General features: G+C 45.5%; 23 protein-coding genes and 1 pseudogene. 10 read left to right on the plus strand and 14 right to left on the minus strand.

The window, feature by feature from the left end:
• Positions 1-118: 118 nt before the first annotated feature.
• The 5 genes from narI to JNUCC22_RS17385 all read right to left on the minus strand — a co-directional run bounded on the left by narI (position 119) and on the right by JNUCC22_RS17385 (position 7,162).
• The gene (gene narI / locus JNUCC22_RS17365; protein WP_007407624.1) at positions 119-790 is read right to left on the minus strand and encodes a respiratory nitrate reductase subunit gamma; all 672 of its coding nucleotides are present in this window, start codon (positions 788-790) and stop codon (positions 119-121) included.
• Entirely contained in the window at positions 787-1,344 is a 558-nt protein-coding gene (gene narJ / locus JNUCC22_RS17370; protein WP_072589668.1) for a nitrate reductase molybdenum cofactor assembly chaperone, read from the minus strand. Before narJ ends, narI begins: the two co-directional genes overlap by 4 nt.
• A 25-nt stretch (positions 1,345-1,369) precedes the next feature.
• Positions 1,370-2,833: a nitrate reductase subunit beta gene (gene narH, locus JNUCC22_RS17375; RefSeq protein WP_072589669.1), complete on the minus strand. Its 1,464-nt coding sequence runs from the start codon at positions 2,831-2,833 to the stop codon at positions 1,370-1,372.
• Complete coding sequence (locus JNUCC22_RS17380) at positions 2,823-6,509, minus strand: nitrate reductase subunit alpha (protein WP_042635566.1); 3,687 nt, start codon at positions 6,507-6,509, stop codon at positions 2,823-2,825. Before JNUCC22_RS17380 ends, narH begins: the two co-directional genes overlap by 11 nt.
• A gap of 176 nt (positions 6,510-6,685) precedes the next feature.
• Complete coding sequence (locus JNUCC22_RS17385; protein WP_020957967.1) at positions 6,686-7,162, minus strand: cyclic nucleotide-binding domain-containing protein; 477 nt, start codon at positions 7,160-7,162, stop codon at positions 6,686-6,688.
• A gap of 142 nt (positions 7,163-7,304) precedes the next feature.
• Between JNUCC22_RS17385 and JNUCC22_RS17390 the strand changes: the two genes are divergently transcribed.
• Positions 7,305-8,024 (plus strand): YwiC-like family protein, encoded by a 720-nt coding sequence (locus tag JNUCC22_RS17390; RefSeq protein WP_136803236.1) that lies wholly within the window; start codon positions 7,305-7,307, stop codon positions 8,022-8,024.
• A gap of 31 nt (positions 8,025-8,055) precedes the next feature.
• Here JNUCC22_RS17390 and JNUCC22_RS17395 read toward each other — a convergent pair whose 3' ends face one another.
• From JNUCC22_RS17395 to JNUCC22_RS17410, 4 genes are all read right to left on the minus strand, one after another.
• Positions 8,056-8,772: a fumarate/nitrate reduction transcriptional regulator Fnr gene (locus JNUCC22_RS17395; RefSeq protein WP_007407631.1), complete on the minus strand. Its 717-nt coding sequence runs from the start codon at positions 8,770-8,772 to the stop codon at positions 8,056-8,058.
• A gap of 97 nt (positions 8,773-8,869) precedes the next feature.
• Positions 8,870-10,060 carry a nitrate transporter NarK gene (gene narK / locus JNUCC22_RS17400; protein ID WP_007407632.1) on the minus strand — a complete coding sequence of 397 codons (1,191 nt, stop codon included), beginning with the start codon at positions 10,058-10,060 and terminating at the stop codon, positions 8,870-8,872.
• A gap of 133 nt (positions 10,061-10,193) precedes the next feature.
• Positions 10,194-11,864 carry an arginine--tRNA ligase gene (gene argS, locus JNUCC22_RS17405; protein WP_038461659.1) on the minus strand — a complete coding sequence of 557 codons (1,671 nt, stop codon included), beginning with the start codon at positions 11,862-11,864 and terminating at the stop codon, positions 10,194-10,196.
• Positions 11,861-12,289: a YwiB family protein gene (locus JNUCC22_RS17410; protein WP_032869448.1), complete on the minus strand. Its 429-nt coding sequence runs from the start codon at positions 12,287-12,289 to the stop codon at positions 11,861-11,863. Before JNUCC22_RS17410 ends, argS begins: the two co-directional genes overlap by 4 nt.
• A gap of 153 nt (positions 12,290-12,442) precedes the next feature.
• On the opposite strand from JNUCC22_RS17410, the pseudogene JNUCC22_RS19575 reads away from it, so the two are divergent.
• A pseudogene (locus tag JNUCC22_RS19575) lies at positions 12,443-12,941 on the plus strand (bacteriocin biosynthesis protein AlbG); the annotation flags it as partial.
• 6 nt (positions 12,942-12,947) lie between these two features.
• Here JNUCC22_RS19575 and JNUCC22_RS17420 read toward each other — a convergent pair.
• Positions 12,948-14,324, minus strand: a complete 1,377-nt coding sequence (locus JNUCC22_RS17420) for a YncE family protein (RefSeq protein ID WP_061047017.1) — start codon at positions 14,322-14,324, stop codon at positions 12,948-12,950.
• Positions 14,325-14,363: 39 nt separating this feature from the next.
• On the minus strand, positions 14,364-15,719 hold the full coding sequence (locus JNUCC22_RS17425; RefSeq protein WP_216061948.1) for a YncE family protein: 1,356 nt from the start codon (positions 15,717-15,719) through the stop codon (positions 14,364-14,366).
• A gap of 230 nt (positions 15,720-15,949) precedes the next feature.
• Between JNUCC22_RS17425 and JNUCC22_RS17430 the strand changes: the two genes are divergently transcribed.
• The 7 genes from JNUCC22_RS17430 (at position 15,950) to JNUCC22_RS17460 (ending at position 19,059) form a co-directional block, all read left to right on the plus strand.
• Positions 15,950-17,095, plus strand: a complete 1,146-nt coding sequence (locus JNUCC22_RS17430; protein WP_038460214.1) for a response regulator aspartate phosphatase — start codon at positions 15,950-15,952, stop codon at positions 17,093-17,095.
• Entirely contained in the window at positions 17,079-17,198 is a 120-nt protein-coding gene (locus JNUCC22_RS17435) for a PhrC/PhrF family phosphatase-inhibitory pheromone (RefSeq protein ID WP_015240778.1), read from the plus strand. The genes JNUCC22_RS17430 and JNUCC22_RS17435 overlap by 17 nt, the downstream gene beginning before the upstream one ends.
• A gap of 197 nt (positions 17,199-17,395) precedes the next feature.
• Complete coding sequence (locus JNUCC22_RS17440; protein WP_003151064.1) at positions 17,396-17,599, plus strand: helix-turn-helix transcriptional regulator; 204 nt, start codon at positions 17,396-17,398, stop codon at positions 17,597-17,599.
• A 13-nt stretch (positions 17,600-17,612) separates the two neighbouring features.
• Complete coding sequence (locus tag JNUCC22_RS17445) at positions 17,613-17,816, plus strand: hypothetical protein (protein WP_007407641.1); 204 nt, start codon at positions 17,613-17,615, stop codon at positions 17,814-17,816.
• Between the two features lie 34 nt (positions 17,817-17,850).
• Complete coding sequence (locus JNUCC22_RS17450) at positions 17,851-18,036, plus strand: DUF4177 domain-containing protein (protein WP_007407642.1); 186 nt, start codon at positions 17,851-17,853, stop codon at positions 18,034-18,036.
• Between the two features lie 185 nt (positions 18,037-18,221).
• Positions 18,222-18,503 carry a hypothetical protein gene (locus tag JNUCC22_RS17455; protein ID WP_007407643.1) on the plus strand — a complete coding sequence of 94 codons (282 nt, stop codon included), beginning with the start codon at positions 18,222-18,224 and terminating at the stop codon, positions 18,501-18,503.
• 43 nt (positions 18,504-18,546) lie between these two features.
• Complete coding sequence (locus JNUCC22_RS17460) at positions 18,547-19,059, plus strand: stage II sporulation protein M (protein WP_007614439.1); 513 nt, start codon at positions 18,547-18,549, stop codon at positions 19,057-19,059.
• Between the two features lie 590 nt (positions 19,060-19,649).
• Here JNUCC22_RS17460 and JNUCC22_RS17465 read toward each other — a convergent pair.
• The 3 genes from JNUCC22_RS17465 to speE all read right to left on the minus strand — a co-directional run bounded on the left by JNUCC22_RS17465 (position 19,650) and on the right by speE (position 21,797).
• Positions 19,650-19,868, minus strand: a complete 219-nt coding sequence (locus JNUCC22_RS17465; protein ID WP_003151056.1) for a helix-turn-helix transcriptional regulator — start codon at positions 19,866-19,868, stop codon at positions 19,650-19,652.
• Positions 19,869-20,035: 167 nt separating this feature from the next.
• Positions 20,036-20,908: an agmatinase gene (gene speB / locus JNUCC22_RS17470; RefSeq protein ID WP_007614448.1), complete on the minus strand. Its 873-nt coding sequence runs from the start codon at positions 20,906-20,908 to the stop codon at positions 20,036-20,038.
• A gap of 58 nt (positions 20,909-20,966) precedes the next feature.
• Positions 20,967-21,797 carry a spermidine synthase gene (gene speE, locus JNUCC22_RS17475; protein ID WP_003151052.1) on the minus strand — a complete coding sequence of 277 codons (831 nt, stop codon included), beginning with the start codon at positions 21,795-21,797 and terminating at the stop codon, positions 20,967-20,969.
• Positions 21,798-21,996: 199 nt separating this feature from the next.
• Here speE and JNUCC22_RS17480 point away from each other — a divergent pair, with 199 nt between their 5' ends.
• The gene (locus tag JNUCC22_RS17480; RefSeq protein ID WP_038460216.1) at positions 21,997-24,069 is read left to right on the plus strand and encodes a transglycosylase domain-containing protein; all 2,073 of its coding nucleotides are present in this window, start codon (positions 21,997-21,999) and stop codon (positions 24,067-24,069) included.
• The last annotated feature ends 5 nt before the right edge of the window (positions 24,070-24,074 follow it).

Raw genomic sequence — 24,074 nt, forward strand, 5'->3', positions numbered from 1 at the left:
TGTTATTTCCAAATAAAACATAACAGGAATCCCGGCCGCCCAGCCATTACCTTGGCAGAAAATATCTTATGTTTTTATTTTTTCACCATAAAAAATCCCCCTCTTGCAGGGGGGATTTTTACGTGCGTTTCCGATAGACAACATAGCTGCGGGTCAAATACTTGAGGGGCAGGCTGAACACGTGAACCAATCTTGTAAACGGCCAAAGGATAAAAACGACGTACCCTATGATGATATGAAACTTAAACCATAGCGGGACACTCTCCATCAAAGAAGCGTCAGGCCGGAACAAAACAATTTCCCTGAACCACGGCCCGACTGTTGCCCTGTAATCAAAGCCTTTCGAATCAATGTTAAGAAATGTGGCCGCAACGCCCGACAGCATCATGAACAGCAGCAGAATAAGCGTCAAGATATCCGATGGCGAGCTGGTTTTGCGGATTCTTTTGTCAAACAGCCTTCTGTACGTCAGGATGACAAGTCCGGCACATGCAGCAATCCCCGCCGGCAGGCCTGCGCCGATCGCCATTTTGTGATACATATGCTCGGAAATGCCAAGGGAAGCATACACGCCTTCCGGGATCAGAATTCCCATGACATGTCCGCCGACAACGCACAGCAGTCCCCAATGAAAAAGTGTGCTGCCAGCGGCGAGTTTTTTCTTTTCTAACAGCTCGCTTGATTTCGCCGTCCAGCCGAATTGGTCATGCTGATAGCGGTAAATATGCCCGCCGATAAAGATCGTCAATACAATGTATGGCATAACGCCCCACAGGATCTGCCCGCTCATGCCTGAACAGCCCCTTCTTCAATGCTTTCACGTACACCGATGTTTTCCAGTGCGGCCTGCAGCACGTGCAGCAGCTCAGCATAGATGCTGTTATTTTTTTCGAGGCGGGAAGCCAGCTCCCTCACATTGGACAGGTATTTATCAAACACGCTTCTCGCCGCTTCAATCTCCGCAACCGCGGCGAATTCCAGCATCAGCGGCAGGTAATCAGGCAGTTCTTTCTCTGTCGGCAGGAAACCGGATTGCTGGTAGGTGTTTTTTAAATGCAGCAATTCAATGCCGCGTTCCCTTTGTTCGCCTGAGTTAAAGTAGGTGACGTACATATTCGTTTTTTTCCCGAAATCGAACGTATACACATAGTGTTCAATCAGCGCTTGCGGAGAAAAGCCTGCTGCCGCCTCTAAAAAGTGCAGCAATTTCTCCCGGATTTGCTGATTGGTGATGTCATGGATAAGAGCCTTCCAATCGGGAATCTCGGCTCTCCACTCTTCCTCCGGATATGAGAGAAGAACGGAAAGAGCGGAGAACGTCATTTGCCGGTCTGTGGTGTTCATGTTATTACACCTCATTTATGAAAAGTTAGAAACAAGAGCCCGGGCCGCCTGAAAATGATAAGCCGCAGCTCCCTTGTTCAGCATATAAATCTGACACTTCTTCTCGATGGCTGCTCGGGATCACAAAACGGTCATCATATTTGGCGATTGCCAGCAGCCGATACATGTCTTCAATTTGCTGTTCTGTTAAGCCGACACTGGAGACCAATGCCGGGTCGATGGATTTATTTGTCTGAACCGCCCTCATATACTGGCGCATGACAGACATTTTCTTTAACGTGGATCGAATATGATCCGTATCCCCCGCCGTTAACAGCTGCGCCAAATAGTCAATCGGAATTCTCATTTGGTCGATAGCCGGAAAAATCGCTTCCGCCGTTTGCCGGCTGCCTTTTCCTTCAAAGAGATTCATAATGGGGCTGAGCGGCGGAATGTACCACACCATCGGCAGCGTACGGTACTCAGGGTGAAGCGGAAGCGCAATCTTCCAGTCAATGATCATTTTATAGATCGGCGATTGCTGCGCCGCTTCTATCCATTCAGCCGGGATGCCTTGTTCTTTTGCCTGTTTGGCAACCTCGGGATCATTCGGATCAAGAAAAACGCCCAGTTGGGAATGGTAGAGATCCTTTTCATTTTCAACAGAGGCCGCTTCCTCCACTTTGTCCGCGTCATACAGCATGACGCCGAGATAGCGGATTCTGCCGACACACGTTTCGGAGCAGATGGTCGGCAGCCCCGCCTCCAAGCGCGGAAAGCAGAGTGTGCATTTTTCCGCTTTGTTCGTCTGCCAGTTAAAATAGACTTTTTTATAAGGACAGGATGAGACGCAATATCTCCATGAACGGCATGCGTTTTGATCAACAAGCACAATGCCGTCCTCCTCACGTTTGTACATGGCGCCGGACGGACAGGATGACACGCACGCCGGATTGATGCAGTGTTCGCAAATACGCGGCAGATACATCATAAAGACTTCATCGAATTCTGTTTTGATCGATTCCTCCATTTTTTGCACGTTTGGATCTTCAAGCCCTGTAATATGGCCGCCCGCGAGATCATCTTCCCAGTTCGGACCCCATTCGATATTCATAAAATCCCCCGTTAAGGACGATTTCGGCCGTGCCACCGGCTGGTGTTTTTTCTGCGGGCTGTTTGTTAATGTTTCATAATCATAGTTCCAAGGTTCATAGTAGTCATCAATCATCGGCTGGTTCGGGTTATAGAAAAGGCCTGCAAGCCGATTCGTTTTCGGGCCTGATTTCAGTTCAAGCTTTCCTTTTTTCAACGTCCAGCCGCCTTTATATTTGTCCTGGTCCTCCCATTGCTTCGGGTAGCCGATGCCAGGCTTTGTTTCTACATTATTGAAGTACATATATTCCGCACCGGAACGGTTTGTCCACGTGTTTTTGCAGGTGACGCTGCACGTGTGGCAGCCGATGCATTTATCCAAGTTCATGACCATCCCGATTTGCGCTTTAATCTTCAAGCCAATCGACCTCCTTCAGCTTGCGGATGACGACATTCAGATCGCGCTGATTCCCCGTCGGACCGTAATAGTTAAAGCCGTAACTCAGCTGGGCATAGCCCCCGATCATCTGTGTCGGCTTGACGTGAATCCTTGTCGGGCTGTTATGGGTGCCTCCGCGGTTATTCGTCAGTTTTGTGCCGGGCACGTTGATGTGACGGTCCTGGGCATGGTGCATAAATGCCATTCCTTTAGGAATCCGGTGAGACAAAACCGCTCTCGCGACGACAACGCCGTTTCGGTTGAAGCATTCAATCCAATCGTTGTCTTTGATATCCGTGTCCTCTGCGTCATCTTTATTCATCCACACGGTCGGCCCGCCGCGGAACAGCGTCAGCATCGGCAGAGAATCAAAATACATGCTGTGGACGGACCATTTATTATGCGGCGTCAAATAATTAAGAACGATTTCTTTGCCCTCTTGATCAGGCCGCTTGCTTAGGAACGGACGGTGCTGGAGGATCGGTTTAAATGTCGCCATCGTTTCACCGAATTCCATCATCAATTCATGATCGACATAATAGGATTGTCTGCCGGTCAGCGTCCGCCATGGAATTAATTTTTCCACATTCGTCGTAAACGGCGAGTACCTGCGCCCTCCTTTTTCTGAACCGGTAAAGGCCGGAGAGGTGATGACCGTTTTCGGCTGGGCTGTAATTTGCTCGAACGTAAAGCATTCTTCCTCGCGCTCTTCCGCCAGGTCTTTCAGCTCCAGATTGGTAATGTTTTCAAGTGATTCCCATGCTTTCACGGCGACTTTTCCATTTGAGGTGGACGACAGGGTTAAAATCGCTTCCGCCGCCTGCTTCGCTTCACTTATATTCGGGCATCCTTTGGCAACGCTGTTTGAATCAGTTTCTCCCAGTCTCTGTTTGAGTGATTCATATTCATCCGCAATCGACCAGCTCATCCCTTTTGTTCCGCTCGGTTTTAAAGCCGTATTAGGGCCGAGCGCGGTCATTTTATGAAAAATGTGTTTGTAATCCCGTTCAACGACATGGATGTTCGGCATCGTTTTTCCCGGAATGGCTTCACATTCACCCTTGCTCCAGTCATTGATTTTGCCGAACGGCTGGGCCAATTCCTGCATCGTGTCGTGGAGAAGCGGCGTTGCGACTACCTCTTTTACCGGCTCCATATCGACTTCTTCCGCCAGATCGGAAACGGCTTTTGACAGCGCCTTAAAAATATCCCAGTCTGACTTCGATTCCCACGGCGCCGAGATGGCCGGAGCAAATGGATGAATAAACGGATGCATATCCGTACTGCTGAGATCGTGTTTTTCATACCATGTCGCCGCCGGCAGCACGATATCGGAATACAGCGCCGTACCCGCCATTCGAAAATCAAGATTGATTAACAAGTCGAGCTTGCCTTCCGGCGCCTGCTCCCGCCATTTGATTTCTTCAGGGCGGATGCTGTCGCTGTCGTCATTCATCAGACCGTTCGTCGTCCCCAGCAGATGCTTGAGAAAATATTCATGCCCTTTCCCTGAGCTTGAGATCAGATTTGCCCGCCATACGAAGAGATTCCTTGGGAAATTCACTTCATTGTCAGGGTCTTCAATCGCGAATTTCAGTTTTTTCTCTTGAAGCCGTGAGGCCACGTATGCACCTACGTCTTCAGGTGTCGCCGCCCCCGCTTTCTCAGCTTCTTTGTACAGATCAATGCCGTTTTGATTGAATGTCGGGTAAGACGGAAGCCACCCTAATCGCGCCGCCAGCACATTGTAATCGGCGTGATGCTTGTAGCGGGACGACGCGGCGATCGGTGAAGCCAAGTCACTGATCGGCTGGTCTTCATAACGCCACTGGTCTGTCGCAAAGTAGAAAAACGAAGTGCCGTTTTGCAGCTTAGGCACGCCTTCCCAGTCCTTTGCGGTTGCAATCGTCTGCCACCCTTCAGCCGGACGGAGTTTTTCCTGCCCCACGTAATGGGCCCAGCCTCCGCCGTTTACGCCTTGGGCGCCTACGAGTAAAACAAGATTTAACACCGCACGGTAAATCGTGTCGGAGTTGAACCAGTGGTTAATGCCAGCCCCTACGATAATCATGGATCTGCCGTCTGTGTCAATCGCATTTTGGGCAAACTCCCTGGCAATCTGAATAACGGCTTCTCTTTTAATTCCCGTAATCTGTTCCTGCCAGGCAGGTGTGAACGGACGGGGATCATCATAAGATGCGGCTGATTGTCCGCCGATGCCCCGGTTCACGCCGTAGTTGGCCAATATCAAGTCAAACACGGTCGTGACGTACGTCTCTTCACCATTCAGATCCAATTTTTTAATAGGAAGATTCCGCTCAAGCACTTTGTTTCCGTCATTTGAAAAATACGGAATGCGCACCATGCCGATTTCGTCCTCTATTCCGAGCACGGAGAGACGGGGTTCAATCGGTTCCCCGGTGTCTTCGTCGATCATGTGCAGATTCCATTTCTGCTGCCCGTCCCAGCGGGAGCCCATTGTGCCTTGCGGTATGGCAAACGCACCTGTCTGTTCATTCCAGACCGCCGGCTTCCACTGATCATTTTTTGTCTGCCGCCCGATGTCTTTTGCATGCAGAAACCGTCCCGCTGTATACATGCCGTTCTCTTTTGAAAGAGTGACGAAGAATGGAAAATCGGTGTATTGCTTCGCGTACTCAATAAAACGTTCAGTTTCTTGGTTCACGTAAAATTCCTGCAAAATGACGTGACCCATCGCCATCGCAAGCGCCCCGTCAGTCCCCTGGCGGATACTCAGCCAGTCATCCGCAAACTTTGAGGATTCCGCAAAATCGGGACTGATCGAAATGACTTTAGCGCCTTTATAGCGGGCTTCCGCCAGAAAATGCGCATCAGGCGTTCTCGTTAACGGAACGTTGGAGCCCCATGTGATGATATAGCCTGAATTGTACCAATCACTGCTCTCCGGAACGTCCGTCTGGTCGCCCCAAATTTGCGGGGACGCCGGCGGAAGATCCGCATACCAGTCATAGAAACTGAGCATTGGGCCGCCGATTAACGACATGAATCGCGAACCTGATGCGTGGCTGATCATGGACATCGCCGGGATCGGAGAAAAACCGACATTCCGGTCAGGCCCGTATTTCATCACTGTATACAGCAGAGAGGCTGAAATCAGCTTCAGCACCTCCGGCCATTCCGCGCGGACAAAGCCGCCTTTCCCCCTTGCCTGTTTATAGGACTTCGCTTTTTCAGGGTTTTCGACGATCGATTTCCAGGCATCCAGCGGATTATGATGCGCCTGCAATGCTTCCCGCCACAAATTGATCAGCACACCGCGTACATATGGATATTTCACACGGAGCGGGCTGTAAATGTACCAAGAAAAACTGGCCCCCCGCGGACAGCCTCTCGGTTCGAAATCAGGCATATCCGGGCCTGTCGATGGATAATTCAAGTTTTGTCCTTCCCACGTGACAATTCCGTTTTTCACATAAATATTCCAGCTGCAAGAACCCGTGCAGTTGACGCCGTGGGTGGAGCGAACGACTTTGTCGTACTGCCATCTGTTTCTGTATACATTCTCCCAATCACGATCTTCGCTTGTCGTTTGGCTATGGTTATTTGAATGATGTTCGATAGGAGAAAAATAGTTTAATCTCCTGAGCAACGGACTCATTTTCTTTTTCTTCATGATCGTTCACTCCTTCCGAGTCAGGTGATGCTATGTACACTATAAACAGAAACGGCGCATCACCTTGTGAACTATGTCACACACTCTGCTTTTTTTCACAAAACGTTCACACAGAGCAGCAGGAAGGATTTCAAACGATATGGGGACGCCCGGCGTCATAAAAAAACCGGTTCTGTTTAAGAACCGGGTTCGGCGTTTTCATCCCGTGATGTATGCAGATACCGCAAAAACAACTGATAGGAACAGAAGACATTTTGCTGAAGCATCGCCAAAAAGTTCATTTGCAGCCGCGGATGGTAAGACATCATTTTCTTAAATACGGAATATGGAATATGAAGTACCAGAATATCCGGTGAGGCATTGACTGAGATAAAAGGCGATAAAGAGAGCCCGCCTTTTTCATCAATCGGAAACACATCGCCTTTTTCCCACAGCGCAACGGTTTGCGACCCTTCAGGGAGCCTGCTGTCCGTAAAACGGATATTGCCTTTTAATACAATATAAACGGATTGTGAATGAAGAAAGGATGGAGATTGGTCAGATGAGCCGCGGATAAACGTCCCGTTTTTCAGCAAGGTTTCGACAATGGACAGAGGCACTTCATTAAACATAGGAAGTTGTTTCAGAAATAATAAATAGTCACACTGATTCATAGGAAAGCCTCCTGTGCTAAGGATAGCTTTAGTGTAGCCCGATTGAGCCCGCGCGGCAGTGATGTATTTCACAGCTTGTATGATAAAAGTCACTTATCAGGAGAGTGTTTGTACTTATAATGAAATAAAAAGGAGGGTTTCGATGAAGGCGATGATTCCGAAGCAGCACGGCGCATGGGCGATGCTGCTGATTCCATTTTTACTCGGCATGGTCAAGGGAGGCCCGGTTTTCTGGCATATTCCGCTCTTTCTGGGCTGGCTGTTCCTTTACTTGACGGTTTATCCCGTTTCGCTCGCTTTGAAAAAGAAACAGCTTCAGCCCTATCAAAAGTGGATATGGTATTACGGTTTTCCGGCCTGCTGCTTTTTGATCATTTCTGTCTATCATAAGCCGCAGCTCGTCTGGATCGGCGTTTTTTTATTGCCGCTGTTTCTCATACATACGCATTATGCCCGTCGAAAAAACGAACGGGCGCTCACGAATGATATTGCGGGTGTTCTGTTCTTTTGTTCAGGCGGGCTTGCGAGCTGCTGGCTGGGAACGGGAATCCTTGACGGCTGGGCCTGGTTTCTATTCTTGCAATCCGCTTTATTTTTTGTCGGGAGTTCTTTTTATGTGAAATCGGTCATACGGGAGAGAAAAAACAGAACCTTTGCATACTGGTCATGGGGATATCACCTCTTGCTCCCCTTTTTATCGGCTTTTCTCGGGGCAGGCTGGGCGTTTCTCGCTTTTATCCCAAGCAGTCTGCGGGCCTGGTTTTTTCACGGAAGAGACTGGCCGGTGAAAACGATCGGCATTCTGGAAATCGTAAATGCCGGCTTCTTTTTCGCCGTCATGTGTATATGTATCACAAGCTGAAAAACAAGGACACCGGCTGCCCTTGTTTTTTTCAGTCAATATTGCAGATCTCCAGCGGACAATTTTCACACTCGATCTCGCATCGTAAATAGTCCCGCTTGTGCAAAATAATTTTTCCGGTTTCGTCTATCGAAATAACCCCTTGTTTGCGGAGGTCTCCCAGCATGCGGTTGACGCTCTCCCTTGCCGCCGCGCAAAACTTAGCCAAATCCTGATTTGTCAGCACAATGTTAATCAGAATCCCGTCACTTCGTTCCACCCCGTAGCTGTTTGATAAGCGGATAAGGGTGGAATAGAGCGCCCCCTTTTTGCCGTGAAGAAGCAGGTCCCTGATCTTGGACTGGATTTTTCGAAGATGGGTGCTCATCCATTTCATAAATTCAAACGTCAAAACACCGTTTTGGATCAATTCCTTTTCCAGCTTGTTTTTATTAATGACGAGCACCTCGCCATCCTCTAACACTTTCGCACTGAGCATATATCTCGGCTCATCTGTGAATAGCGTCAATTCCCCGACAATATCGTTTTTTTGGCAGATTCTAAGCGTCAGGTCTTTTCCGTCAGACGTCAGCTTGCCGATTTCAATGAGTCCTGATTGAATCAGATAAAGCTCTTTTGCATCCATTCCTTCTTGAAACAAATAAGTATGTTTTTTCATTTTCCTTTTCGTACTGATCGATTCCAGCAATTCATGCAGTTCGCGGGAAAGAAGTTCTTTATCAGATTTTCGGACAGAGAGAATATTCATGAGCTCACCTCGAAGAAAGTCACGTTGCGTATGTATATTGTAACGTGACTTGATTTGCACTCACCCAGAAAAAACTAACAATCTTGTGAATGGATCATTATGAATTGAGGCTCTGACTGTTTCTCTCCGTATGTGTTTTCATTCTTTCCTGCCAATACATCCAGATCACAAGAACAAAGCTGGCTAACGCGACCTCTGAAAGCGCCATAAACCCGATCGCGTATTGGCCTGTTGCCTGAAATACACTTGCCAGAATCAGCGGAGGGAAAAAACCGCCCAGTCCGCCCATGGCAGACACAATTCCGTTGGCAATCCCCGCTTGCTTCGAAAAATAGAAAGGCACCAGTTTAAATACCGTCCCGTTTCCAATCCCTGAGCAGACTGCCACCGTCAGCGATCCGAACGCATAAAGGCCGATCGTCGGGGAGAATGACAGCATGACCCCTGACAGCGTAAGCCCTGCGAAAACGAACATCAGAATACGGAGCGGGCTCAGTTTATCTGCAAGAAACCCTCCCACAGGTCTGAGCAGTGTAGAGACCGCAATAAAGCCGGCCGTCCGCAGACCGGCGTCCGCAGGGCTCAGCCCAAAATGCTCAACCAAAAAATTCGGAAGATAGATGGTAAAGGCGACAAAGGCGCCGAACGTAATAAAATAAAACAGGCTCAACATCCACAGCACATGATTTCGGTAAACGGCTTTCATTTGTGTCTTTATGGAAACTTTGACTTTCTTCTCATGCCGGTCGCCGAACAAAACGTGCAGTAATGCGAAAACAGCCAGCAAAACAAGATACATCTGCACGGTTGCTTTCCATCCCGCGGCTTGAGCGATAACCGGAGCCGCAAAGGTAGTAACGGCGGTGCCGATGTTTCCGGCACCGTAAATCCCATTGACGACACCGTGCTTTTCTTTCGGATAATATTTCGGGAGGGACGTCACTCCGATGGAGAATACCGCTCCCCCGATCCCTAAGAAAAAGCCGCCCGCGATTAAATCAAATAAAGAATCCGCGATACTGATCCAAAATACAGGAAACAAAAGCAGGATGAAGCTGATCATAAACATCAGCCGCGCGCCATACCTGTTCGTTAAATATCCTAAAGGAATACGGAGAAGCGATCCGAGAATAACGGGAATCGCCGTCACCAATGAAATCTCGCCTTTGCTTAAATGAATATCTGATGTCATTTGAGAAATGAGCGATGAAATCAGCACCCACACCATAAACCCTGCCACTAAGCTTAATGACTGCAACGATAATTGAATATGTTGACGATTGATCATTCGGCTTGCCCCTTTCACTGATTCAATATCAGTCTTATCATACAAAAACTCAGTGTGCTGGATTGTGAATTACATCACACGCTTTATATACAAAAAAAGAACAAAGCCCGAAGACTTTGTCCTTTGATCATCATTACATTTTTTCCGGAGCGGATACGCCGATCAGCTGAAGCGCATTGTTCAGCGTAATTTGCGTCGCTTTCATTAAAGCGAGACGCGCGCGGCTCTTCTCTTTATTTTCCGGATCGATGACTTTCTCCGCATTGTAGAAGCTGTGCAGAGCGGAAGCCAGATCATAAATATAGTTTGTGACACGGTGAGGAATGCGTTTTTCCGCCGCTTCTGCCACTGCCTCAGGGAAGCCGCCGATCGTTTTCAGCAGGTCATATTCTTTTTCTGATTGAATATGGCTGAAATCAAGATCTGCCGCCGGTTTAAGTCCCTGCTCCTCCCCTTGGCGAAGCATGCTGCAAATACGTGCATGTGCGTATTGCGCATAATACACAGGGTTTTCGTTAGATGTGGATACGGCAAGATCCAAGTCAAAATCCATGTGCGTATCAGCACTGCGCATCGCGAAGAAATAACGGACCGCGTCAAGGCCGACCTCTTCAATCAGGTCGCGCATCGTTACGGCTTTTCCCGTACGTTTGCTCATCTTCATTTTTTCGCCGTTTTTGTATAAATGAACGAGCTGAATGATCTCAACTTCCAATGTGCCTTTCTTGTAACCGAGCGCTTCAATTGCCGCTTTCATACGCGGAATATACCCGTGGTGATCCGCGCCCCATACATTGATGAGCTTGTCGAATCCGCGGTCAAGTTTGTCTTTATGGTATGCGATATCCGGCAGCAAATAAGTGTATGAGCCGTCTTTTTTGATCAGCACACGGTCTTTATCGTCGCCGAACGTTGTGGAACGGAACCATGTCGCGCCGTCCTCTTCGTATACATGGCCCTTTTCGCGAAGCGCCTCGAGCGCCTGATCAATTTTTCCGTTTTCGTACAGTGACGTTTCAGAATACCATACGTCAAACGGCACGCGGAAATTTTCCAGGTCGGAGCGAAGTTTATCAAGCTCGTACTTTAAGCCGTATTCACGGAAAAACGCCTGACGTTCGCTCTCCTCTTCATGTACGAAACGGTCGCCGAAATCTTCGGCAAGCTTTTTCCCGATGGCGATAATATCCTCGCCGCGGTAGCCGTCTTCCGGCATCGGTTTCTCGAGACCGAGCGCTTCAAAATAACGGACTTCAACGGAAAGCGCCAGGTTGTTAATCTGGTTGCCCGCATCATTAATATAGTATTCGCGGCTCACATCATAGCCCGCTTTAGAAAGCACGCTGCACAGCGCGTCACCTACCGCCGCGCCGCGCGCATGGCCTAAGTGAAGATCTCCCGTCGGGTTGGCCGATACGAATTCGACCTGAATCTTTTCGCCTTGTCCGATGTTTGTCTCTCCGTAATGTTCACCCGCTTCAAGCACGGACGGAATCAGTTTTGTTAAGTAGCTGTTGTTCATGTAAAAGTTGATAAAGCCGGGTCCCGCAATATCCATCTTTTCAATGGAAGCTTTGCCTTTATCGAATGACGCCACGATCTCCTCAGCGATTTGGCGCGGCGCTTTTTTTGCGATTCTCGCCAGCTGCATCGCCATGTTTGTGGAATAATCACCGTGTGTTTTTTCTTTCGGCGTTTCTAACAGTACGCTTGGAATCTGGCTTTCGTCCGCCAGGCCCGCTTTCAGAACGGCCGCTTTGATCTCATCCTTCAGCACGTCCTTCATTTGTTCCGCAATATTCATGCGTGAGTTCCTCCCTCATACGTGATCGTCATATTATGTAAATGCTGCTGCTCGTCTCCGACATGCATGTCATATGCGATGCTGATTCGGCCTTTTTCTTCACCGAGATCAGATTGAATCGATTTTGTGCTTGTTTGCAGCTCAAGCTCACCAAATGACATTTTATATTTCGCAATTGTGGAAGCTCCCGTTATGAAACGCTGATTCATTTTAACAGCGCCTGACCTCATGATCAGGACTTCGCCTTCGCTCACCTTCACAATCGTTTTTACTTTGCCTAGGTCGTGTTCTTCATAATAAGATAGATACACTTTTTGTTGTTTTACATAGTAAAATCCGGTAGTACGGAATTCGATGACTTCCTCATTTCCGTCATCCTCGATCACAGACTTCACATGGAGTGTTATCGGTGTCTCTTGTTTCATTTTGACACGTCCTTTTCATCATTCCGCTTTGACTTGAATAGTATAATCCTTCAGTTTGTAAACTTCAACTGCTTCTATCTTACCATCATTGCTCATTAGATTTGAAGATAAACCTCATAAAAAGCAGTTCCTTATGAGAAGAGAAAATCATATCACTATGTCACCCAATCCGTGAAAAACATGACAGCAGCTTTTCAGAAACCCAAACAGTCTCATCGAAGCTGCTGCGACTTCCAGCAGCATAGATTGTGCAGCAGAAATGCCAACGATGTCAAAGCGCTGCGTGACAGCTATAAAAACGTCCGCCAAACACACGTGATGGCTGCTGTATTATGCCAAGTCATCATATTCGGCTGCGTGTTCGAAATCGTCAAAGCCGTCCCTTTCCGCTTTCACACGCCCCTGACTCGCGGTGTTACTGATTTTGTATTTATTGTATTTTATGCGGACGTACTCGCTGCAGCTTTTCCAGCATGGCAGCCTGTTCAAAAAAGGGCTTGCGGGAGCGCTGACAGGAGCCGGGGTTTGGTGGATGCTCAGTTTCACCATAAGTGAACTGCTGTTTTTAATCATCCTGGCTGCCATCCAGCAGATCGGCTCATTTATTTATAAACGATTTTTTTATCGCAGCTCTGCTTCTCTCAACCTGTGAAATAAGCTACATCGCAATCGCTGACGGACCAGTTCCAACCGGAATCACCGTCATGGCTGTATAATCACTCGTGCGGTACACGGTTACGGTATTGTCGTCGGGCTGTGCTGCATAAATGTACTGATTATCAGGTGTTACGGCGAGGTCAAAGGCGCCGGGCAGAGACACGTTTGCAATGATCCTCTGTCCGGCCGTATTAACTACGTATAAGTTATTAATGAGAAACGGTTCACTATATGGCTCTAGAAAATAAGCCCTAGTGCTATCGCGAGAAAATACAATCGTCCTCAGCGTTTCAAATAAACGGTTGAAGTCGCCTCCCCTGCTTAATGGCGACAAACTGATCTCCGTTACACCTTTCGGCAGCAGCTCACCATTCAACACATACGCAAAATTTCCAGCGTAAGGAGTGGCAATTAAACTGGGAAATTCAAATGTATCTATGATACTTTCTACCAACTGCCCAGTATTTACATCATATTTATCAACCGACCAACTGCTTCCATTAGCGGTATAGACATACTGTCCATTCGGATCAAGAGCAAAGTCTAAAGCGCCGGGTATCGGAATGACATCAATGACCGATTGAGAGGCCATGTTGATCATATATATAGATCCGGCGGCCATCACGTACGCGAACTCATCTGTTGAATCAAATTCAACCTTTCTCGGCCCTCCTCCAACAGTGATGGTATTTATGATGGTTAATGTTTTATTATCTAGCACTGAGACAAGGTTGGTATTCCCATGGAGGACATACGTGAAAGCTTTATCGAAAGTAACGCCTAGATTAGTTGGCACGTCAGAAAAAGGGATTGTTTTTACAACAGTGTTTAAATCTGAATCAATAACCGAAACCGTGCTGTCTCCTGAATTGGCTGTAAACACATACGATTGAGGGTCTGGCGGTGGCGGTAAAACAAGTGTCCCGGTCACCGTAAGCGGACTGCCGTAGAAAGGCGGTACAATGAGAAGATCTTCCACTGTTATTTGACTGAAATCAGGACAGCGGCCAGACTGCGCTGCATAATAAACAACTTGATCAATCTCTTCAGTATGAATCACAGAAACAGACCCGTCCCCTTGTCCATATTGATTTCGTACAGGCGACACACTGACAAGAAGCGTAACGGTCCCTTTTACTCTCACGGCATATCGAACACCGATATCTTCTGGTTCCGGCCCAGTCTGGATTAAGCAAGGCTCACTGATACATAATAAATGATCAGTACTCCATGTAACCGTCGCAGCTGCTTCGGCAGAATCAATGGTGAACCCCTCGGGAATGTCAATCGGCACTAGAAACGGCGCTTCTCTGCTAATTTCCTCATCACAAAAACAGAAACAATTTTCCTGTAAAGCAGACAGATCATTCTTTTTCATGAATTCACGTCCTTTTAGAAATGTACAGCATGCAGTTGGTTAAATCACAATATCTCCCGGTGAAACCCCAAGAGATATCACAGTTTCCACAGAATAATCATCCGTGTTGTAAACAGTGATGTTCTGCTCTAAAAAATGAGCAGCATACAGAAATTCGCCATTCGGAGTAAACGCAAAGTCTCTTGCCGATTGCGGAACATTTCCTATAACGCCTGCACCATTCGGACTGACAGCATATAAATTGCCAGTGAAGCTGTCATGTAAATACACCTCTGATCCACTCGTAAACATTACATATTGGCCATCAGGCTCCAGCTCTTGGGTAATGCTGATCGTAAACGTATTTAAGTCAATAACCGTCAAATAATTGAATAAGAATTCTTGTTCTAAGACATACGCATACCGCTCCGGCCAATTTGTTTCTATGGATGATACGATAAGCTCTCGTTCAATCGTTCCTGTGACTTCACCGGTGAATAGGTCCACTTTTTGCACTAAACCAAAATCAAGAACATAGGCGAATAACCCATTGGGATCAATTGCAAAATCAAATCCTTCCACAGGAATCGACCTATCCACAGTTAACGTATCAATTCCAATCACAGAAATCGCAGTATCGCCGAGAACATAAGCAAACTCATGATTTGGGATACATTTTATCGATCCAGGCGGCTGATCCAGCAGTATGGATGCTGTCACTGTTAAAGTGTCATAATCGATGACAGAAATCACATTATTGTTGAAGTGCAAAACAAACACAGCACTTTTATCCGGAGTTATTTCAATACCTGTCGGCCGGTACGGTAGAGCAATCGTTGTCACAACAGTATGAGTGTTTGTATCAATCACAGAAACTGATTGATCATTTGGATTCGCTGTAAACGCATAAACGGGTTCCGGCTCAGGAACAAACACAATCGTGCCCGTCACCGATAAAGGACTGCCATAGAATGGCGGAACGACAATAAGGTTCTCGATCGTAATGTCACTGACATCCGGGCAATCATCGGGTTCATCAGAATAATAGACGACTTGGTCAATCTCTGCATTGCGGATGACAGAAACAGACCCGTTCCCTTGTCCATATTGATTTCGCACTGGTGAGACACTGACGAGAAGCGTAACAGTTCCCTGCAGGCGCACTGCGAATTGAACACCGATTTCATCAGGCTCAGGCCCCGTCTCAATGAAACAGCGTTCAATGACACAAGAAAGGCTGTCTGCATTCCACGTCACGTTTGCAACAGCTTCAGCCGGATCAACGACAAACCCCTCAGGCAATTCAATCGGCGCTTGAAACATCGCTTCACGGCTTGCTTCTTCCTCGCAAAAACATAAACATTCTTCTTGTGCGGCTCCTGCTTTTTCTTTAAAGGAAAGCTTGTTATTTCTCATATCTTCACTTCCTTTTCAGACATACACTGCTCACGCAGATACAACAGAATATGGGAAGGTGGATTTGTTTGCTTGTACAAATTGTGGGGATAATAGTGGATTTTTGAAATGATATCCGCAGACATGCGGTTTTAACGAAAGAAAACATTGCGGTATTTTTGCGCTATCCTTCCGAATGAAAATGATAAAATATGTCATATACATAACGTGGAAGGGAGGGATTCGGAATAGTGGCGAGTGTTTTATCATCTTCAGCGGTTGGAGAAAAAATCAACGAATGGTATATGTACATTCGAAGGTTCAGCATCCCGGACGCCGAGTACTTGCGGAGAGAAATCAAAGAAGAACTTGCAGGTCTGGAAGATGATCAGGATCTTCATCTATACTATTCTCTCATGGAATTCCGCCATAATCTGATGCTCGAATACCTCGAACCGCTGGAATCGCAGCGGATAGAAGAACAGCCGAGACTATCGGATCTGCTCGCGGATATTGATAAAAAGCAGGCCCGGCTGACCGGACGTCTTGATTATTATTTTAATTTTTTCCGGGGGATGTATGAGCTGGAATGCCGTGAATATCTTTCAGCGATTCAGTTTTTTAAGAAAGCTGAATATAAGTTTGATTTTGTCAAAGATTGTATCGAGAAAGCTGAATTTTATTTTAAGATGTCAGAGTCCTACTATTATATGAAACAGACATATTTTTCTATGGATTATGCCCGGCAGGCTTATGAAATTTATCATAAGCAGGAGGCATATAATATAAGGGTGCTTCAGTGCCATTCATTGTTCGCTACCAACTTTCTTGACTTAAAGCAATATGATGAAGCAATTCAGCATTTTAAAAAGGCTTATGCCATGGCAGAGGCAGAACAGCAGCCACAATTAATGGGCCGGACTCTATATAATATCGGACTTTGTTTTAACAGCCAAGAAAATTACAAACCAGCCATTGATTACATAAAACGGGCAATAGCTGTTTTTGAAGATGGGAACATCATCACTTCTCTCCCGCAAGCCTATTTCTTAATCACACAAATACATTATAAAATCGGAAATATGGCCATAGCCAGACAATATCATGACAAAGGGGTATCTTATGCAGAGGAGGCAGAAGATTCCCTATATATAGTCGAGTATGAATTTTTGGAATCTTTGTATGTCGGTGAGCCTGATGAAGAAGCAATCATAGAATGTTTTGACTTTCTCAGAGATAAATCGATGTATGCTGATCTTGAAGATTTTGCCTTAGATGTGGCAAAATATTATCATGAAAGAGAAAATTTCGAGAAGGCTTCCGCATATTTTTTAAAGGTGGAAGAAACAAGACAGCAGATTCAAGGAGGTGTGAAGTTGTATGAAATTGAAGTATAAATTAGCACTTACTTGCTTGGCAATAAGCACTGTTTTTGTTTCAGCCGACATCGCAAGTGCACCGAAACATCAATTTGAAGTTGCTCAGCGCGGAATGATTTAAATGATGATTACTTTTAGGCTTGCAGGTTAAACTGCAAGCCGTTTTTTATATAAACAACTAATTTGCAAAAACAAAAAGTATACCTTAAAATTCAAATGTGTAAAAAGTATTTGACACATATGCATATATTATTTAAAATAAATATATATAAATTTGAAAATTTAAAATAAAAACAAAAATATTTAAGGAGGGTTTTAGTGGATAACAATATAAAAAAACTTAGAACAGCAGCTGATATTTCACAAAATGATCTGGCTAAGCTCTGCAATGTGACCAGACAAACCATCAATGCAATTGAAAATAATAAATATGACCCAACTTTAAGTCTGGCTTTTTCGATAGCTCACGCATTAAATACGGGGATAGATAAAGTATTCAACTATAACGCCAAAAAAAATTAAGGGAGCGGTTCTTATGAAGAAAATGGATGAGATGCAAAAACACCAATCGGGTATAGCCGCCAGAATAGCATTTAGTTTTTATACTGTCGCTTTACTGATATGGTCATTAATAGATTATTTTAAAAACGGAAATACAGGATGGCAATTTCCAATACTTTTAATAGGCTGCGCGCTCTATTTATGGATTCAAGTTTATCATAATCGAAAAACAAGGTAACAATTCCAATACACTTCCGGAGGATTATACAGCAATGTACGAATATAAGTTCATAAAAGTAGAAGTAAACCGATGGAAAGGAAAGCCTAAAGAAGACTATAAAGAAATTATTGAAAAGTATTCGCAGCAAGGATGGAAGCTGGTTCAAATATTTGCTCCTCCTATTTCAGGTTATGGGGCAGCCGATTATTTTGATATTATTCTTGAAAAAAAAGTATAAATGTTTCAGTACAAAGAAAGCCGGATCATACATATGGTCCGGCTTTCTTTGTACTGAAATAAGTCAGCAGATACCTTAACGGATTTCACCTCTAAATATTTTTTTCGGAAATCCGCAATTCAAATAGCTTCCAATATATTTTATTATTTAACTTGCTGGGGATATTGAAAAAATTGGAGGAAAAAATGAGTCTACTTTTAAAAACACAAAATAGTAAAGCGATTTTTACATTAGTAGCATCAGGAATCATTGTTCTCGCTCTTTTCAGTATAAAACATAATCATTTAAGCATGGATGTCATCGATATTTTAAACAGAGCTGGAATAATAGCTCCTAGTTGGATTGTCAGTGCTATCACCGCAACGGGTTCAGTCCTGGCTATCATTACTGTTTTAGGATCTCTTGGTGCAGGCTTGCCATTAGCCGTTTTAGAACAATTGGCTGCAGCAAGTACAGCAGCAGCTTAACATAAAACATTAAATTCAATATCCCTGGCAGTCCCTTAAACGAATGGATGAAAATACTTTGTTTAAAAAGAACGTTTTAGTCAAATTGTACATACTCTGTCTGATCTTATTTTTAATTGCTTTATTTACAGCATATTTTTATACAGATCCCGCTTCAAATGTAAATAATCTAAATCGAAATATCCGTCCGGATTTTTTTCAGATTTTCTTTAATAATATTAAAGTAGCGAGTCTGCTTGTTTTTTTAGGCCCGTTGACGCTGTCACTTGGCACGATTGCAGTTTTAATTATTAATGGATTAATTTTAGGAAATGCCATAGGAAACATCAAAGACAATTTAAACCTTTTACTGCTTGTTATACCCCATGGAATAATTGAAGTCCCGGTATTGCTTCTTGCAGCTTCTGTAGGAATGAAATTAACTTTGGATTTATTACTCCTCAAAATAAATTTAAAATTCACTTTTAAATATATTGGTATTATATTTCTCGGTTTAATTATAGCAGCTATGTTAGAAACATTTATTACACCTATCTTTATAAAAGGAGTCTCTTAGGATTATGCAAATTGAATTATCTTCATTTAAGGACCGAAACATTAATTTTTTGTCCTCATTTTTGTTTTATATTATCGGGTTAGCTTTTTATTTAAGTTCCCTATTACCTTTTATGAAAAGTTTAATTCCCAAAAACATCCCTATACAAGTTGTTGAGCAAGTAAAACATTTAGATTATATCATTGCGATAGCCGCACTGTTACTTTTAATGTTCGGGGTGATTTTTGAAGGATTTGTATTATTTCTCATTATAAATTTTCTTGGCGCTCAAATTAAGATTAAAACCTTTTATTCCCTATTTATGTTTTCTAACATCCCGGTCGCAATTAAGTTTTTTCTTATATCATTCAAAAACATTTTCGCAGAACATCCAAACACTAGTTTATTTTTCACAAGTAATCATTTGATTTTTTCTATCTTTGATTTGTTCAATATTGCATACTTATTTCTTTTGTTTATTCTTCTGAAATGGAGAACAAATTTGAACTACCTGACAATCTCAGTTTTTATTTTTACGGCATTCCTGTATAGAATGTTTTTTTAGCATATATAAATAAACCCCCTCAATAGGGGTTTTTCTTTCATTTCGTTCACTGTATACAATTCCTTTTATATGCTTCCGAAACAATACCCACTCTAGTACTCACATTCCACTTTTTACAGAGACCGGCTATGATATATTCGACATTACGCTGCGAGTAGTTTAATGACTTAGCGATCTCTTTATTAGGTTTTTCAGCAATTATCAGTTTAATTACAGAAATTTCAATCTTTTTTAATTCCAATTCATTTTCTACTGCTGTTTTCATTCTAACTTCCTTTCTAAAGATGTATTTACTAAATAATACCCTATTATATAATTTTTATCAATAACATCAATTATTAATAGTAAAATAATATGTTGCTTTTACTAACTTCTAAGTAGTTTATATACAATATAAAAATCCCCCGCGTGTTTCAAGCGGGGGAAATTCTTTTATTTCACAAACCCAAGCAGCATTTCACGAATCATCTTGCTTGCCGTGTTTGCGGTTTGTTCTGAGTGGTCATAGACCGGCGCGACTTCTACGAGGTCAGCGCCTTTTACGTTGACTTCTGAGCGCGCGATTTCATGGATGGACGCGAGCAATTCTTTAGACGTGATGCCTCCTGCGTCAACCGTGCCCGTTCCCGGCGCATGAGCGGGGTCAAGCACGTCGATATCGATGGTGACATAAACAGGGCGTCCCGCAAGCTGCGGCAGCACTTTTTTCAGCGGCTCAAGCACTTCAAACTTAGAAATGTGCATGCCGTTTTCTTTCGCCCATTCAAATTCTTCCTTCATTCCGGAGCGGATGCCGAATGAAAATACGTTTTGAGGCCCGATGAGCTCGGCCGCTTTGCGGATCGGAGTAGAGTGGGAAAGCGGTTCGCCTTCATAATCCGTGCGCAGGTCGGTGTGCGCGTCAAAATGAATGATGGCAAGGTCCGGAAACTTCTTATACATGGCTTTTATGACAGGCCATGATACAAGGTGCTCCCCTCCCATGCCGAGCGGGAACTTTCCTTTTTCTAAAATGCTGTCCACGTATTCTTCAATCATATCAAGGCTTCTTTGCGGATTGCCGAACGGGAGCGGAATGTCGCCGGCGTCAAAGAAATTCAAATCAGCCAAGTCACGGTCGAGATACGGGCTGTATTCTTCAAGACCGATAGACACCTCGCGGATTCTCCCCGGGCCGAATCGTGAACCCGGACGGTAGCTGACCGTCCAATCCATCGGCATGCCGTAAAGGATGGCGTCAGCCTCTTTCCAGTCGGGGCGGCTTGCGATAAATACTTTTCCTGAATATGCTTCATCAAACCTCATGATAAAACCCTCGCTTTCCTGTAAAAAAGCGCAAGATTCGCTCCTGCGCCGTACGTTTTTATTTGATTAAATCGCTCACAAATTTCGGAAGAACAAATGCCGCTTTGTGAAGCTCTTTCGTGTAATATTTCGTGTCGATGTCAAAGAAACGGCTGTCCTCCACTTCAAGCGGATCGTACTTTTTAGAACCGATCGTAAATGTCCACAGGCCGCTCGGGTACGTCGGGATATTAGCCGTATACAGACGGGTGATCGGGAAGATTTCTTTCACGTCACGCTGTACGTTTGTAATCAGTTCCGGTGTAAACCACGGGTTGTCCGTCTGCGCGACGAAGATGCCGTCTTCTTTTAACGCCTTGGAAATTCCGGCATAGAAGCCTTTTGAGAACAGATTGACGGCCGGTCCGACCGGTTCTGTTGAATCAACCATAATGACGTCATACTCATTCTCTGATTTCGCGATGTGCATGAAACCGTCATCGACTCTCACGTCGACGCGCGGATCATCAAGCTTGCCCGCAATGGACGGAAGGAATTTTTTAGAGTATTCAATAACCTTGCCGTCAATGTCGACAAGCGTCGCTTTTTTTACGCTTGGATGCTTCAGAATCTCTCTGATGACACCGCCGTCTCCGCCGCCGACAACGAGGACGTTTTCCGGATTCGGGTGCGTAAATAACGGGACGTGCGCAACCATTTCATGATAGACGAATTCGTCTTTTTCAGAAGTCATGACCATTCCGTCTAAGAACAGCATGTTGCCGAATTCTTCTGTCTCCACCATTTCCAGATGCTGAAATTCCGTCTGTTCCGTATGTAATGTTTGTTTCACCTTTAATGTAATGCCGAAATTCTTCGTCTGCTTCTCCGTATACCAAAGCTCGCTCAATTGTCATCTCCCTTTCGAGGCTTATTTCATTTATTGTAAGCGTCTGTATCGCTTTTATTCCGGTTAAAATCTCATTTTCACCTAAGGAAAAAGTATAGAGGATGGAGGGGAAAAAGTAAAGAAGTGTCCGGTTTGATATGTTTAAAAAACCCCCTTTTTTCACATAATAATAGAATCATGAAAAAGGGGGTTCCCAAAAGTGGATAAAGTATCTGGAAAACAGCTCAGAATCACGTTCAAAATCATCCGCGCCTGCATCTTTCTGACACTGATCGGCGGAATGCTGGCCGGCGTCTGCTTCACATCCGTTCTTCTTGCAGCGAAATGGCAGGGGGCCCCCTCCGTCCGGGTCCCTCAGTCTACGATTCTTTATGCAAATGACAGCTCAAAGCTAGGTGAGACCGATTTCGGGGAAAAGCGCTACTGGGTCCGGTTAAAAGATATCAATCCGATAGCAGTGCAGGCCGCCATTGCGGTGGAGGATCAAAACTTTTACAATCACTACGGTTTTGATTACCGGCGGATGGCCGCCGCCGCGCTGGCTGACATAAAGGCAATGGCCAAGGTTCAGGGCGCAAGCACCATCACCCAGCAATACGCAAGAAATCTCTACCTTGAGCATGATAAGACATGGAAACGAAAATGGAACGAAGCATTTTACACGATCCGCCTTGAACAGAACTATTCTAAAAACGAGATTTTAGAAGGTTATGTAAATACGATATATTACGGCCACGGCGCATATGGAATTGAAGCCGCCTCGCGCCTGTATTTCGGCAAACACGCCAAAGATCTGAACGATGCGGAAGCCGTGCTTCTGGCGGGCATACCGAAAGGCCCGTCCGGCTATTCGCCATATGTCAGCGAAAAGAAGGCCAAACAGCGCCAGGAAACCATTCTCCGACTGATGGCCGGACAAAAAATGATCTCAAACGAAAAGGCGGAAAGGCTTAAGAAAATGCCGCTTGCCTATCAGCCGCTGAAAAACAGAACCGCAGCGAAAACGGCGCCTTATTTTTACGATGATGCGATGAAAGAACTCGAGAAAAAGCTCGGCATGACGCGCGAACAGCTCGCAACGAGCGGATTGCGTGTTTATACGACGCTTGATAAGCGCATGCAGCGGATTGCGGAAAACACTGTGGCACATACGATCCGTACCGGCTCTGACATTCAGGTCGGCTTTTCCGCGATTGATCCGGCAACAGGGCGCGTGCTTGCGCTTCTCGGCGGACGTGACTACGAAAAAAGCCCGTTTGACCGGGCGACACAGGCGAAACGGCAGCCGGCTTCCACGATCAAGCCGCTTTTGTACTACAAAGCGATTCAAAGCGGCTTTACACCGGTTACGCTGATGAAAAGCGAAGCCACAGAGTTCCAGATTGACGACAACGGAGAAACCTATTCTCCAAGCAATTACAACGGCTATTACGCCAATAAACCGATTACGCTGCTTCAGGCGCTTGCGTTGTCAGACAACATTTATGCCGTGAAGACCCATCTCTTTCTCGGCATGAATAAGCTCGTGTCGGCGGCAAAGGAATTCGGCATCAGCGAACATTTAAAGCCTCTTCCGTCTCTGGCGCTCGGAACTGAACCCGTGCGCCCGATTGAGATGGTTAATGCCTACGCGATGCTCGCAAACGGGGGAAAACAAATCACCCCTTCCTTTATCACAAAAGTGACGGATACTGCCGGCAACGTCTTGTATGAACAGCCGCGCGGACATCAGCAGACGCTTGATAAAAAAGCCGCTTTTGTGACGGCGAGCATGATGACGGGCATGTTTGATCAGGATTTAAACGGCTATACTTCCGTCACGGGACGCACCATTTCTGACCGGCTGACCCGAACCTATGGCGGTAAATCAGGCACGACGAGCGCAGACAGCTGGATGATCGGCTTTAACCCGGCTCTTGCCGCCGGTGTATGGACAGGCTATGACAAAAGCAGCACGATTGATTCAGTAGAAGAAAAAAGCTATGCGAAGACGATTTGGGCGGACTTTATGGAGAAGGCGCTCGAAGGAGAACCGGAAATAGCGCTTAAACCGCCGAAGGGCGTCACGGGCGTCTATATCGACCCCGCTTCCGGCCACACTTCGGGACCCGGCTGCGCCGCAAAGCATTATACGTATTTCATCGCAGGCACTGAACCCGCGGATGTGTGCTACGGACCGGAACCGTCTAAAAAAGAAAAGGAACACGCCCCCGCCCGCAAAGAAGCTCCGCGCAAAAAATGGTGGGATAAGTGGCTCGGTAAAAAAGACTGAGCCCG

This window comes from Bacillus sp. JNUCC-22 (genome assembly GCF_018861275.1).
GTDB lineage: Bacteria > Bacillota > Bacilli > Bacillales > Bacillaceae > Bacillus > Bacillus velezensis.

What these genes read in the sequence shown, in the direction of transcription:
- narI (WP_007407624.1), bottom strand. Translation starts at nt 790, where the DNA reads ATGAGCGGGCAGATCCTGTGGGGCGTTATGCCATACATTGTATTGACG.
- narJ (WP_072589668.1), bottom strand. Translation starts at nt 1,344, where the DNA reads ATGAACACCACAGACCGGCAAATGACGTTCTCCGCTCTTTCCGTTCTT.
- JNUCC22_RS17380 (WP_042635566.1), bottom strand. Translation starts at nt 6,509, where the DNA reads ATGAAGAAAAAGAAAATGAGTCCGTTGCTCAGGAGATTAAACTATTTT.
- JNUCC22_RS17385 (WP_020957967.1), bottom strand. Translation starts at nt 7,162, where the DNA reads ATGAATCAGTGTGACTATTTATTATTTCTGAAACAACTTCCTATGTTT.
- JNUCC22_RS17390 (WP_136803236.1), top strand. Translation starts at nt 7,305, where the DNA reads ATGAAGGCGATGATTCCGAAGCAGCACGGCGCATGGGCGATGCTGCTG.
- JNUCC22_RS17395 (WP_007407631.1), bottom strand. Translation starts at nt 8,772, where the DNA reads ATGAATATTCTCTCTGTCCGAAAATCTGATAAAGAACTTCTTTCCCGC.
- narK (WP_007407632.1), bottom strand. Translation starts at nt 10,060, where the DNA reads ATGATCAATCGTCAACATATTCAATTATCGTTGCAGTCATTAAGCTTA.
- argS (WP_038461659.1), bottom strand. Translation starts at nt 11,864, where the DNA reads ATGAATATTGCGGAACAAATGAAGGACGTGCTGAAGGATGAGATCAAA.
- JNUCC22_RS17410 (WP_032869448.1), bottom strand. Translation starts at nt 12,289, where the DNA reads ATGAAACAAGAGACACCGATAACACTCCATGTGAAGTCTGTGATCGAG.
- JNUCC22_RS17420 (WP_061047017.1), bottom strand. Translation starts at nt 14,324, where the DNA reads ATGAAAAAGAATGATCTGTCTGCTTTACAGGAAAATTGTTTCTGTTTT.
- JNUCC22_RS17425 (WP_216061948.1), bottom strand. Translation starts at nt 15,719, where the DNA reads ATGAGAAATAACAAGCTTTCCTTTAAAGAAAAAGCAGGAGCCGCACAA.
- JNUCC22_RS17435 (WP_015240778.1), top strand. Translation starts at nt 17,079, where the DNA reads ATGAAATTGAAGTATAAATTAGCACTTACTTGCTTGGCAATAAGCACT.
- JNUCC22_RS17445 (WP_007407641.1), top strand. Translation starts at nt 17,613, where the DNA reads ATGAAGAAAATGGATGAGATGCAAAAACACCAATCGGGTATAGCCGCC.
- JNUCC22_RS17450 (WP_007407642.1), top strand. Translation starts at nt 17,851, where the DNA reads ATGTACGAATATAAGTTCATAAAAGTAGAAGTAAACCGATGGAAAGGA.
- JNUCC22_RS17455 (WP_007407643.1), top strand. Translation starts at nt 18,222, where the DNA reads ATGAGTCTACTTTTAAAAACACAAAATAGTAAAGCGATTTTTACATTA.
- JNUCC22_RS17460 (WP_007614439.1), top strand. Translation starts at nt 18,547, where the DNA reads ATGGATGAAAATACTTTGTTTAAAAAGAACGTTTTAGTCAAATTGTAC.
- JNUCC22_RS17465 (WP_003151056.1), bottom strand. Translation starts at nt 19,868, where the DNA reads ATGAAAACAGCAGTAGAAAATGAATTGGAATTAAAAAAGATTGAAATT.
- speB (WP_007614448.1), bottom strand. Translation starts at nt 20,908, where the DNA reads ATGAGGTTTGATGAAGCATATTCAGGAAAAGTATTTATCGCAAGCCGC.